The sequence below is a fragment of the Bacillus sp. AFS041924 genome, assembly GCF_002577195.1.
GTDB lineage: Bacteria > Bacillota > Bacilli > Bacillales > Bacillaceae_G > Gottfriedia.
On the sequence record NZ_NULG01000016.1, the window covers coordinates 43,456 to 56,507 of the forward strand.

9 protein-coding genes are annotated in these 13,052 nt (G+C 34.2%); 7 read left to right on the forward strand and 2 right to left on the reverse strand.

The window, feature by feature from the left end; genetic code table 11:
* Positions 1-11: 11 nt before the first annotated feature.
* Both COC46_RS05475 and COC46_RS05480 read right to left on the reverse strand, forming a co-directional pair.
* On the reverse strand, positions 12-1,196 hold the full coding sequence (locus COC46_RS05475) for an MFS transporter (RefSeq protein ID WP_098808738.1): 1,185 nt from the start codon (positions 1,194-1,196) through the stop codon (positions 12-14).
* Positions 1,197-1,198: 2 nt separating this feature from the next.
* Complete coding sequence (locus COC46_RS05480; protein WP_098808739.1) at positions 1,199-1,642, reverse strand: MarR family winged helix-turn-helix transcriptional regulator; 444 nt, start codon at positions 1,640-1,642, stop codon at positions 1,199-1,201.
* A gap of 170 nt (positions 1,643-1,812) precedes the next feature.
* On the opposite strand from COC46_RS05480, the gene COC46_RS05485 reads away from it, so the two are divergent.
* The 7 genes from COC46_RS05485 (at position 1,813) to COC46_RS05515 (ending at position 12,954) form a co-directional block, all read left to right on the forward strand.
* Positions 1,813-2,691, forward strand: a complete 879-nt coding sequence (locus tag COC46_RS05485; protein ID WP_098808740.1) for a YitT family protein — start codon at positions 1,813-1,815, stop codon at positions 2,689-2,691.
* 171 nt (positions 2,692-2,862) lie between these two features.
* Positions 2,863-4,521 (forward strand): FAD-binding dehydrogenase, encoded by a 1,659-nt coding sequence (locus COC46_RS05490; protein WP_098808741.1) that lies wholly within the window; start codon positions 2,863-2,865, stop codon positions 4,519-4,521.
* A 271-nt stretch (positions 4,522-4,792) separates the two neighbouring features.
* The gene (locus COC46_RS05495; protein WP_098808742.1) at positions 4,793-5,488 is read left to right on the forward strand and encodes a response regulator transcription factor; all 696 of its coding nucleotides are present in this window, start codon (positions 4,793-4,795) and stop codon (positions 5,486-5,488) included.
* Complete coding sequence (locus COC46_RS05500; protein ID WP_098808743.1) at positions 5,481-6,581, forward strand: HAMP domain-containing sensor histidine kinase; 1,101 nt, start codon at positions 5,481-5,483, stop codon at positions 6,579-6,581. Before COC46_RS05495 ends, COC46_RS05500 begins: the two co-directional genes overlap by 8 nt.
* Positions 6,582-6,665: 84 nt before the next feature.
* On the forward strand, positions 6,666-7,508 hold the full coding sequence (locus COC46_RS05505; RefSeq protein ID WP_098808744.1) for a M15 family metallopeptidase: 843 nt from the start codon (positions 6,666-6,668) through the stop codon (positions 7,506-7,508).
* Between the two features lie 113 nt (positions 7,509-7,621).
* Complete coding sequence (locus COC46_RS05510) at positions 7,622-8,626, forward strand: alpha/beta hydrolase (RefSeq protein ID WP_098808745.1); 1,005 nt, start codon at positions 7,622-7,624, stop codon at positions 8,624-8,626.
* A 233-nt stretch (positions 8,627-8,859) separates the two neighbouring features.
* Positions 8,860-12,954 carry a S8 family serine peptidase gene (locus tag COC46_RS05515; protein WP_098808746.1) on the forward strand — a complete coding sequence of 1,365 codons (4,095 nt, stop codon included), beginning with the start codon at positions 8,860-8,862 and terminating at the stop codon, positions 12,952-12,954.
* Positions 12,955-13,052: the final 98 nt, after the last annotated feature.

A 13,052-nucleotide genomic window follows, 5' to 3' on the forward strand; every position in this document is an offset into this window, starting at 1 on the left:
GGTTTATCATTTTATGCGGCTGCCTTTTTAAGATTTATCGTTTTTCTTTGTTTACGATCGTGTAATAAATAGTAAATGACAGATGTTAATAAAACAGCAATTGCCGTAATTACGTACATAATATGGAAGGAAGTTTTAGCAGATACTACTCCTAGTACGTAAGAGCCAATCCCCATACCGACATCAAAAAACATAAAAAATGTTGCTGTCGCCATTCCCTTTTTAGCGGGGGCAGCTGTGTTAATCGCTAATGTTTGAAAACTTGGTACGATTGAACCATAGCCTAAACCAATTAATGCAGCTGAAATTAAGAAGATTGTTGGTACAGTCGAAAAACTTAATACAACTAGACCAATCGCAAATAAAATAATACCAGGATATACGATAATGTTTGCTCCTTTACGATCAAACAGTTTACCTGTAAAAGGTCTAGATCCTAAAATGAAAATTGCATAAACAATAAAAAAGAAACTAGCAACATCTACAAAACCTAAATTCTTTGCGTATAATGTGATAAATGAAATGATACCACTGTACCCAAATGAGATAATTGCAGAAGTAATTGAGATTGGTAATGCAGAACGCTCAATTAATTGTGATGGTTGAATTCGAGTTTTTGGTTTTAACGTTTGTTTAGGAATGGCGATGTTCAATCCAAACAGTAGAGAGATAACCGCGAAAAATCCACAAACGAAAAACAAAATATGGAAGGTGAAATGATTCATTAAATTAATACCAAGATAAGGACCAAATACCATCGCAAGGATCATAGAGGAACTATAATAACTCATACCTTCACCTCTACGTGAAACAGGAATGATTTCAGCAACAATTGTACCCGTCGCAGTTGTTCCTAATCCAAAAGCGATCCCTTGTGCAAAACGTAACAATAATAATAGTGCAAAATTATTTATTAATGGATATAGAAATGTTGTTAACGTAAAGAAAACTAATGATATAATTAATATTTTTCTACGACCAATTGTATCAAGCCAAATCCCTGCAAAGGGTCTAATTGCAACTGAGGCAATTAGAAAAGTTGTCACGACAAGCCCAACTTTACTATCTGCTTGACCTAAATTATCAATTACAAATATCGGCAATGTTGCCATTAAAGTATAAAATACTAAAAATACAAAAAATCCACTTAAGTTAACACTAAGAAAATCCTTTGTCCATAAACGTTCGTTATTCAAACTTATTCCCCCTGTTTAGTAACCTCCGATGCTTTCATATTGTTCATCATTTTTTGAAAAACTTGAAGTGCAATATCAAGATCTTCATCGGGTATATCTTTCATTACATCATTCTCAAATGTAATGATTTTTTCTTTCCAACGATCAAATTGACTTAAAGCTTTATCAGTCAGATGAATCATTTTTTCTCTTTTGTCAGTTCCTTCTTTACGAACAATTAAATTTAAAGTTTCCATTCTACAAAGAGTACGTGTCAATGTTGGTGGTTCAATATTCAAATTTGAACAAATTGTTCGTTGAGTGCATGGCCCATGCATATGGATATAATGAATCACCGACCATTGTGCCAAATACAATCCTGTCGGTACTAAATGTTCATTAAATGATTTCGAAAACTGACGTGTAGTTTGATTTAATAAAAAAAAGAAAGGTTGCTTTTTGCGCATAAAAAGTCTCCTTGGAAATTAGTTAGCTAGCTAATTGAAATAGTTGTCTAGCTAATTATATGAGAACAATTTGTGAATGTCTAGTGAATGAACTTATGAGTATAAAATGAGCTTAAGAGCAAATATTAAATGTAGAAAAATTTTACAAAAAAGTTAGGACGGTATTCGAGATGGCAGAAGCAGTACATGCAACAAATGGAAAATCTCATAAAATGAAAATAATACAAAGAGCAATCGCAATGCTTATAGGTGCTTTACTAGTAGCGACAGGACTTGAAATATTTTTAGTTCCAAATGATGTTATTGATGGTGGAATAACAGGTATTTCAATTATGGTTTCCCATCTTACTGGACTTCCACTTGGCGTATTTCTTTTTGTACTAAACCTACCTTTTTTCTATTTAGGTTATAAGCAAATAGGGAAAACTTTTGCTATTTCGACGATACTTGGCATTACCGTACTTTCATATCTTACAAGTATGTTTCACCATATCCCTGCATTTACGGAGGATATTCTACTTGCAACGATATTTGGTGGAATGGTATTAGGTGTAGGAGTAGGATTAGCCATTCGATTTGGTGGAGCACTAGACGGGATTGAGATACTTGCGATTATTATAAATAGTAAGATACCTTTCTCTGTTGGTGAAATCATTATGGTGTTCAATCTTTTTATTTTAGGAGCAGCTGGATTCATTTTTTCTTGGGATCGGGCAATGTACTCAATTATTGCTTATTTAGTCGCTTTTAAAACAATTGACATCGTCGTAGAAGGATTAGAACAATCAAAATCAGCATGGATTATTAGTGATAAAAGTGATGATATTGGAGAAGCAATTCTTTTTAGAATGGGCCGTGGCGTTACTTATATAAATGGTACAGGAGCATACTCAGGTGAAACGACAAAAGTAATATACTGTATCATCACTCGATTAGAAGAAGCAGAGCTAAAAACAATTGTCGATGACATTGACCCAACTGCATTTTTAGCAATTTCAGATATTGCGGAAGTACGAGGCGGAAGATTTAAAAAGAAAAATGTGCATTAGATTAAGGCGTATTTATACACTATGGGGAAAGGAGGATGCCTTCTTTCCTTTTATTATCCTACTATTTACTGTATTATTTAATTGATAACTGAAAATTTAGAAAACTGTTTTGTGAGTAGATTAATTCTTAATTTAATAGATTAGAAGGTTAAGAAGGAGGGGAATGTTTGGATGGAGAAGTTTGACGTGATTGTTGTCGGTGCTGGGTTGGCTGGATTAGTGGCAACAGCTGAGATTGCAGATGCTGGGAAAAGTGTGTTGTTGTTAGATCAGGAACCGAAAGCATCTATAGGTGGACAGGCTTGGTGGTCATTTGGTGGATTGTTTTTAGTAGATTCACCTGAGCAACGTAGATTAGGTATAAAGGATTCTAAGGAATTAGCTTGGCAGGATTGGCTAGGAACTGCAGGCTTTGATCGAGAAGATGACGAGGATTATTGGGGAAAGAAATGGGCAGAAGCATATGTTGACTTCGCTGCGGGAGAGAAGAGACAATGGCTTTACGAAATGGGGGTGCGTTTCTTTCCAATCGTCGGTTGGGCTGAACGCGGTGGCTATCTTGCAGAAGGACATGGGAACTCGGTACCTCGTTTCCATGTAGTATGGGGAACAGGGCCTGGGATTGTCGCACCTTTCGAACGAAGAGTTCGCGAGCAGATGAAAAAAGGGTTAGTAGAGTTTCGATCTCGCCACCGAGTAGATCAACTAGTAACTGAAGATGGGGCAGTCGTTGGTGTAAGTGGATCTTTATTAGAACCAAGTAAAGAGAAGCGGGGAGAAGATAGCTCCCGTGAGGTAATTGGTGAATTTAAATATGGAGCAAAAGCTGTTTTAGTATCGAGTGGGGGAATTGGAGCGAACTTTGATTTAATACGCCAAAATTGGCCCAGTCGACTTGGTACCCCACCAAAAAAGATGATATCTGGTGTTCCAGCCCATGTTGACGGTCGAATGCTTGCTATTACTGAAGATGCTGGTGGTCGAATTGTTAATCGTGATCGAATGTGGCACTATACTGAAGGCATAAAAAATTGGGATCCAGTGTGGACCAATCATGGAATCCGCATTCTTCCGGGGCCATCATCAATTTGGTTAGATGCAACTGGACAGCGATTTCCTGCACCGAATTTCCCAGGTTTTGATACTTTAGGTACACTTCAAGCTATTCAAAAAACAGGATATGACTATTCGTGGTTTATTTTAACGAAAAAAATTATTCAAAAGGAGTTTGCCCTTTCCGGTTCGGAGCAAAATCCTGATTTAACTGGTAAAAGTATAAAACAAGTGATGAAAAGGGCAACCTCTGGAATTCCGGCTCCTGTTAAAGCCTTTATGGAAAAAGGGGAGGACTTTGTCGTTGCAGACACGCTAGAAGAGCTAGTTGAGGGAATGAATAATTTAACGGAAGAGAAGTTATTAAATTATGATGAAATAGAGCGTCAACTGATCGCACGAGATCGTGAGATGGATAATAAATTTACAAAAGACTTACAAATTACTGCGTTAAGAGGTGCACGAAATTATATTGGTGATAAATTAATTCGTGTAGCGTCTCCTCATAAAATATTGGACCCTAAGAACGGGCCATTAATTGCTGTTCGTTTAAATATAGTGAGTCGTAAAACACTAGGTGGACTTCAAACGAATTTAGATGGTAATGTATTAAATTCTTCAGGAGAAGCAATTCCGGGACTGTATGCAGCAGGGGAAGTTGCTGGCTTTGGAGGCGGTGGTGTACACGGTTATCGGGCAATGGAAGGTACATTTTTAGGTGGCTGTTTATTTTCAGGTAGAGAAGCAGGAAGAGCAATTAGTAGGTATTTATCATAATTTCATAAAGTTAATTTTTCAGACTGCCCGCCAAACGCTCGCTTTCTTCGTTGCTTCGCCTGCTAAAGCGGTGCTCATTACCGTTNNCTTTGTCTACACACTGAAACTAGAAGTCCAATCAGACTTCTAGTTTTTTGTATTTATTAAATAAATCGGATGATAGCTTTTTCATATCTTGTTTTACGGTTATTTCTACTATTTAAGCATTACTTGAGTAATAAAATAATTGGTACTATAATGATAGTGCTAAATATTGACAGGAGAAATAATGATGAAACCTATAAAAATATTAATTGCTGATGACGAACGGGAGATTGCAGATCTCATTGAATTACATATACAAAAAGAGGGCTACCATGCGGTCAAAGTATTCGATGGACATGAAGCCCTTCAAGTCATAAATTCACAATCCATTGATTTAGCAATATTAGATATAATGATGCCAAAGTTGGATGGTTATGAAGTGTTAAGACAATTACGTGAAAATTTTAATTTTCCTATCATATTTTTGAGCGCAAAAACATCTGATTTAGACAAAATTACTGGTCTTGTAATGGGGGCAGATGATTATTTAACGAAACCATTCAATCCAATGGAGTTAGTTGCAAGAGTAAAGGCGCAGCTCCGTCGGTCTATGCAGTTAAATCAGGCTGATAAGGGTAAAAAATCTGTGATTGAGTCAGGTGGGTTAATGATAGATCATGAAAATAGAGAAGTTACACTATATGGGCAAATCGTTGAACTGACTCCGAAAGAGTTTGATATTTTATATCTATTAGCCAGTCATCCTCAAAAAGTATTCAGTGTAGAAAATATATTTCAACAAGTTTGGGGAGAACAGTATTACGAAAGCGGTAATACAGTAATGGTGCACATTCGTATGTTGAGAAAAAAGTTAGGAGAAGAAAAAAATAAAAATAGTTGGATCAAAACTGTATGGGGTGTCGGGTATAAATTCCATGGTTAATATCACACAAAAATTTAGATCGAAAATGATATTTTTAGTCTGTATAAGTATGATCCTCTCCGGGATGATCTCTTATATACTGTATAAGTTCTTACAACTTTATTATGTATATAATGCAACATTCGGCTCAACATTAGCACAAATACGTCAATTAATAAGAAATATTGGCGATATTTACTTTATATTAATTATTTTTTTCATAATAGCAATTATCATTTTTTATACTTTGATTAAGCCATATGATTCCTATTTTAAAGAGATTTCAAAAGGAATTCATTTACTTGCAATTGGAGATTTTACACATCGAGTCCATATTTCATCGAATGATGAATTTAAGCTTATTGCAGATGACATTAATATGGCGGGTGAGAAGCTTAAAAATGCAATCGAACGTGGAGAATTTGCAGAAAGTAGCAAGGATCAGTTAGTTTTGAATTTAGCTCATGATTTACGTACTCCTTTGACTTCAGTTTTAGGTTATTTAGATTTTATACTTCAAGATCATCATCTGACGGAGAATGAAGTAAAACATTATACGTCAATTGCCTTTAAGAAATCTCAACGTTTAGAGCATTTAATAAATGAACTTTTTGAAGTGACTAGAATGAATTATGGCATGTTGCCAGTTGAATATAAAACAATCGATTTAAGTAAACTTTTAATCCAGTTGATTGAAGAGTTATATCCAGTTTTTGTAAATAATCAGTTAATAGCAAGAACAAATATCATTTCACAATTAGAAATGGTAGGTGATGGTGCACTATTAGCACGTGTTTTTGAAAATCTACTAATGAATGCAGCACGTTATGGAAAAGATGGGCAATATGTAGATATAAATTGCTCACTTGATAATGAAATGGCTGTTGTACAAATTATTAATTATGGCGATCATATTCCCCCAGAGGATTTACCGAAAATTTTTGAGATGTTTTATACAGGAGATAAATCTAGAACAGGACAAGAGGATAGTACTGGACTGGGCCTATTCATTTCTAAAAATATTGTTGAACAACATAAAGGAACAATTTCAGCGGAAAGTAGTGTAATACGTACGATTTTTGAAATAAGATTGCCAATTTCAAACGAAACTTAAGAAAAATTTAAGATTTTCCATCACTTCTTCTTAAACAGTTTTTCCTATTCTAATGCTACATAACGAATCAGGAGGAATTAGGGTGTGAAGAAGTTTTTTTTATTTTTAATATCATTTTTAATGTGTTATCTACTATTCCAAGAAAAAATTAAGCAAAATGTTAACTATAAAACTTTAAATGAGCCAGCACAAACGTATAATCATAGAATAAAGATTTCAAAAGAACAAATTTATCAAGGAAATTTAGTATTAATTAATAAAAATCTTAGAATTAGAGAGCAAGGTGTAAAAACAGATATAATCAATTTATTTAAAAATAAAATACCAGATAACATGGTATTACCAGATACTACGATCAGCCTTTCAAAAGATGTAGCACTGAATCTCTCTAAAATGATAGATGCAGCCGAATTAAAAGGAATAAATCACTTTATGATTACTAGCGGTTATCGTAATAATAGTAAACAAGAACAGCTTTATCAGGAAAAAGGATCGGATATTGCATTACCACCTGGCTATAGCGAACATAACTCTGGTCTATCGTTAGATATAGGCTCGACTGTAACGAAAATGGATTATGCACCAGAGGGTAAGTGGTTAAAAAAGAATTCATGGAAATATGGATTTATTTTACGTTATCCGAAAGGAAAAGAAGCTATTACGGGAATACAATTTGAACCATGGCATTTTCGTTACGTTGGCTTACCTCATAGCGCATTAATAAATGAAAATAATTTTACATTAGAAGAGTATTTAGATTTCTTGCAAACGAAAAAGCGTTTAGTAGTGAATATAGGTTCAAAAAAATATGAGATTTATTATTATCCTATCAATACTAAAAATGAAGATATTTATTTGCCAAGTAAATCTTCGTATGAAATATCTGGTAATAATAAAGATGGAGTGATAGTTACAGTTACAAAATAAAAAGGGGCGGATCATTTTCTATTTTGGAGATTTACCCCTACCAATAGCATGTATGATATTTTTTGGAAAATCGAATAATAAACTTCAATTAGCTCTTTATCAGGAGGATAAATATGAAGCGTACATTTAAAATAATTGGCATATGTTTAATGTTAATCATCGTTATTGGTGTTGGATCGATTTTTCTATCTCCAAGACCTGTTACCTGGTTTTTGAAGAAATCATTCGCAGGTGGTATTGAAGTTGAGGCTGCTGGCTTTAGTATAGCTAAACAAAAAACAAAGATGACTACTGATATCGAATATTCGTCAAAATATAAAAATAGTACGTTTGATTTAATTAAATATAAAGACGATATGAAATATGTTCCGACTATTTTTTGGATACATGGTGGTGCATTTGTAGCAGGAGATAAAAATGATGTACGTAAATATGCTACCTATATAGCAAGTCATGGGTATAATGTAGTGAATATTAACTATCCTTTAGCGCCAAGTGTTGCGTATCCTATACCTTTACAACAAATTGACCAAGCCTACCGTTATGTCAAAAAAAATGCTGATAAATATGGATTAGATATGGACAATATTTATCTAGCTGGAGATTCAGCCGGTGCTCAGCTTACAGCTCAATTTGTGAGCATTCAAATGAATAAAAATTATTCCAATACAGCTAAAATAGGTCAAAGTGTCGATGCAAATACAATTCGAGGTGCGCTTCTATTTTGTGGACCTTATGATATGAAAGAAGTACAAACGCATGCCTCATCAAGGTGGATGAAATTTGTATTTAAACGAGTAGGCTGGGCATATTATGGAAAATACAATTGGGAAGATGAAAAGGAGACAAAGGAATCATCGCTTTTAAAAAATGTACCAAAACATTTTGTTTCAACCTTCATTACGGATGGAAATACAGGTTCCTTCGAATCACAGGGTAAAAGATTTGCAACTATTCTAGAAAAAAGAACAGGTGTTAAACAAGTTTTTTATCATAAATCAGAAGGAGAACTAGGTCATGAATACCAGTTCCAAATGAATACGAAAGCTGCTCAAAATACATTTAATGAATTACTTAACTTCTTAAATGGTACGAAGGTTTCTCATTTTCAAAAATAGATAAGATGAACATAAAGGAGATTTCAATTTTTTGAAGTCTCTTTTTTTGTTCCTTTTAATCCTCGGGCCAAAAAAGGAATGAAGTTAAACAACTTTTGTTAAAATTTTTGATAGATTACGTCGAATATCATTTAGAGGTTGATTTAATGAGGAATGAATAACCCGATTGAATGAATATTCAGAATAATTAATAATAAAAGTGATATTTGTTTCTGAATTTTAGGAGGTAGAAAATGGGAAAACACATTTCTAGAAGTACGTTTATCAAAAGCTTTTCAGTATTAGCATTGTCATCAAGCTTTATTCTTGGATCTTTAAGTCATGTAACAATTTCACCAAAAGCTGCAACATACTCGAAAGTAGATGAAATGCTCGCAAAATTATCACCAGCAAAGAGGGCAGCACTTCATCAACTTTCAACAAGTAATAAGACAGGGCTACAAGTTTCATCTGAAATTGATTTAGATTCGTCAAAACAAACAAGTGTTATTGTTGAATTTAAAAATAAACCCGCAAAAGTTGCTCAAATTGAATCAAGTTTAGATGGACAGAAATTAACAGAAACACAAGCATCCAGTCTAGTTGATCAAGATCATACAGAGTTTTCAAAAGATATTGGACAAGTATTAACAGCAGAAGGTCAAAGTAAAAAAGTTAATTTTAAAGTCAATCGATCATATAAACATGCTTTTAACGGTGTCTCTATGAGTCTACCAGCAAATCAAATTAAAAATCTATTAAAATCCAAAACTGTTAAAGCGGTTTGGAGTAATGAGGAAGTGTATGCCGAACCAGAAATTCCACAGGAAGAAGTAAAATTAGAAGCATCTGTTGGTGGGTTAGGTCACTCCTTACTTGGTGTTGATAAACTCCACAAAGAAGGATTTACTGGAAAAGGTATAAAGGTAGGGGTTCTTGATACAGGAATCGATTATAATCATCCTGATTTAAAGGGAGTATTCAAGGGTGGATACGATTTTGTAAACAATGATACAGATCCTATGGAAACTACATATGAAGATTGGAAAAAATCTGGATTTTATGAATTTAATCTTTTAACAGGACAACCTTATTACACTGAACATGGAACTCATGTAGCGGGGATCATAGCTGGTCAAGGTAAGAATGATGGAAGATATAGCATGAAAGGTGTCGCTCCAGATGTTGATTTATATGCATATAAAGTCCTAGGACATTATGGTGGTGGGTTCACTGAAAATATTCTAGCAGGTATTGATAAAGCTGTTGAAGATGGTATGGACGTAATCAACCTCTCTTTGGGTGCCGGTATCAATAATCCACTTTATACGACCAGTGTTGCAATTAATCAGGCAGTATTAAGTGGTGTTACTGCTGTTATCGCCGCAGGAAACAGTGGAAATAATATGTACACGTTAGGTTCTCCAGGTACTGCTGCTCTTGCACTGACTGTCGGAGCAAGTGATGAACCGTACAACCTATTTACATATAAGGCAGGTCTTCAATCAGGAACAGAAACAATTCCCGCTAATTTGCAGCAAATGGCTAATGGGTACACTGATCATATCGAAGAATTGAATGGTAAGTCATTCCCTATAGTAAACGTAGGTTTGGGTGCACAAGCCGACTATAAAAATAAAGATGTAAAAGGTAAGGTTGTCCTAGTAGGTCGTGGCAATATTACTTTGAACGAGAAAGTTAAATTTGCAAAGCAAAATGGTGCAGCTGCTGTCATTATGTACAATAATAATCCAGAAGAGGGTCAAATACCTTTCTTTTTAGGGGAAGCTGTAGATTATGTTCCTACATTCTCGTTAACAAATTCTGAGGGACTTGCATTAAAAGTAAAAATAAATACTGATAGTACTTTTACGTTTAATGAATTAGGTCAAATGCAAACAAAAGGAGATAATTTAGCAGACTTTAGTTCACGAGGCCCTGCTCGTGTTACGTATGATATCAAGCCTGAAGTGACAGCACCTGGAGTTGGTGTATTTTCTACAGTGCCATCTTATATGGTAAATAAAGTGGATCAAACTGATTACCAATATGCTTATAAACGTTTGTCGGGTACATCGATGGCATCACCAAACGTTGCCGGCGTAGCAGCATTAATGCTTCAAGCGAATCCAAACTTAGAACCTAGTGACGTCAAGTCAATTCTAATGAATACGGCAGATCCATTAAGTAAGGATTATAGTGTATTTGAAGTTGGCGCAGGGCGAATTGATGCTTACGAGGCAGTTCATTCTAACATTGAAATTCAAGTAATCGATGAAACACCTATCATAAAAAATGGCAAAGAAAAAAGAATTAAGAATGAAACTGGAGCTCTCAGTTTCGGTACAGTTGATCTTTTAGAAGATAGTAATGAAGAGCGAACAATAAGTATTAAAAATTCTGGAGATGAGACAAAAATATTTGACGTAGCAGTTCAATTTCAATCAGAACGTGGATCAAAAGATGCAGAAAAAAACGGAGTAAAAGTAACAGTAGAGCCAACAATTAAAATTACAGGAAATAAACAGAGAAAAACATCTTCATCCATTTTTATTCCGAAAACAGCTGAGAAAGGTTTATATGAAGGGTATATTGTCTTTACTAACAAAACTAATCCCGGAGAAACTTATAAAATTCCATTTGGTGTACATGTTGTTGAAGAAGGAATAGGAACATTTGAAACATCATCACTTGGTTTATCAGAAGACCATTATAGAGATGCATATTCAAGTCCTAACACAATTAAGACGATAAATGCTCAAGTTCAAATGAAATCAAATGTTAGATATATTGATTTTATTTTGGAAGATGGAAAGACGAATCAGGAAATAGGATATCTTGGAACAGTGAATGGGTTTAGCTTAAATGAAGGGGATTTAGTTAATTTGAATCTCTTTAATGGTACGTATTATCCGTTTGATAACACATCTCCAAACGGTATAAAATCTACAAGCGCCGTGCTGAATGAAGGTTTTTATCGAATTAAAATGCTTGCAACATCTGACACTGGTAAACAATTTATAGAATATCGTAATTTAATAGTTGATAACAGAAAACCTAAATATACAATTGATGGGCCAGTAGGGGATATCATTGAATATGAAGAAGGACAAAAATTCGTTACAATTACTGGCTCAGTGTTTGACCAAGATGTTGAGGGTTATAAAGCAGCAGGTATGAAAATAGACCAATCAGCTAATAAGGTCTACGATACAGCTCAAGGGGAAATTCCTGTTGAAATTCCAGTTAATAAGGATGGTACCTTTAAATATGAAGTACCAATTGGTATAGGGGCAAAGGTTGTTAAGTTAGTTGTAACCGATTCTGCAGGAAACGGAAGTGTCACACCTAAAACAATTAAAATCTTGAAAAAAGGTACACCATATTTGACTGCGATTGTAGATAAAGATACTGCAAAACCTGATGATATTGTTAAAGCAAAAATCGTCTTAAAAAACGCTGTAGATTTTAAAAAGGGAACAGTAAACTTAAGCATTGTTTCAGACTATTTAAATATCGAAAACATTGCACTTCATCCAGATTCTAATAAACTTGGAGATGTTAAATTGACTAAAACAACAAATAGTGTAACCGTAGAAGCTACTGAAAATAATACGCAAACTTTAAATGGGGATATTCCATTAGTAGAAGTTACGTATAAAGTAAAAGATTATAATTTTGAGATTAGACCTGATAGTAGTCTAGTATTCGCATCTAGTACCTATGTAAATCGATCTGGAAAAACGACTTCTCTTATTACAAATTCACCTTATGTAGATTTAGTTCCAACGTATTCTAAGATGAAATCTATTTTATATGCGGAAGGCTTATTAACTAGTAGTGGAGCATTTGATAGTAAAAGAGATTACAGTTTAGTAGGAGCTGATGTTTCAGTCCAAGATGCTAATGGAAATAAGTATGATCAAATCTTTACTAAGTTAGGGAAAATGGAAGCACTACATTTAGCTCTTACTGATAAACCACTCCAATTAACTGTAAAAGTACCAGGACATTTTAGAACTCTTTATGATTTCAAAATTGGAATGCTAAATGAAAATGGAGAATTGAGTGGTCAATTTAAAAAGATTAATCTCCCTACATTACTTGGTGGAGATGTAAATGGTGACGATGTCATTGATGTAATGGATGCCCTATATCTACAAACATATTGGGGAACAAATAAACGAAGTGCAGATATTAATGTAGATGGTAAAGTAGATGCTAAAGACCTTGCATTCGTTGAAAAAAACTATTTAATGCAAAATCCATCCTTACAAACTGCACCGAAACCAAAAAGTAAATATAAAACAAAAACATTAGAGATTGTAAAGGGCGAGTTAGATTTATAATCGGTTTATCTGAACCCAAAAGGTAATTACCTTGCGGGTTCTCTGTTTTTAATTGGATAATTTGGCCAAGTTTGAAGAGAATTGCTGTTCCTGTTAAC

What these genes read in the sequence shown, in the direction of transcription:
- COC46_RS05490 (WP_098808741.1), top strand. Translation starts at nt 2,863, where the DNA reads ATGGAGAAGTTTGACGTGATTGTTGTCGGTGCTGGGTTGGCTGGATTA.
- COC46_RS05510 (WP_098808745.1), top strand. Translation starts at nt 7,622, where the DNA reads ATGAAGCGTACATTTAAAATAATTGGCATATGTTTAATGTTAATCATC.
- COC46_RS05485 (WP_098808740.1), top strand. Translation starts at nt 1,813, where the DNA reads ATGGCAGAAGCAGTACATGCAACAAATGGAAAATCTCATAAAATGAAA.
- COC46_RS05500 (WP_098808743.1), top strand. Translation starts at nt 5,481, where the DNA reads ATGGTTAATATCACACAAAAATTTAGATCGAAAATGATATTTTTAGTC.
- COC46_RS05495 (WP_098808742.1), top strand. Translation starts at nt 4,793, where the DNA reads ATGAAACCTATAAAAATATTAATTGCTGATGACGAACGGGAGATTGCA.
- COC46_RS05480 (WP_098808739.1), bottom strand. Translation starts at nt 1,642, where the DNA reads ATGCGCAAAAAGCAACCTTTCTTTTTTTTATTAAATCAAACTACACGT.
- COC46_RS05515 (WP_098808746.1), top strand. Translation starts at nt 8,860, where the DNA reads ATGGGAAAACACATTTCTAGAAGTACGTTTATCAAAAGCTTTTCAGTA.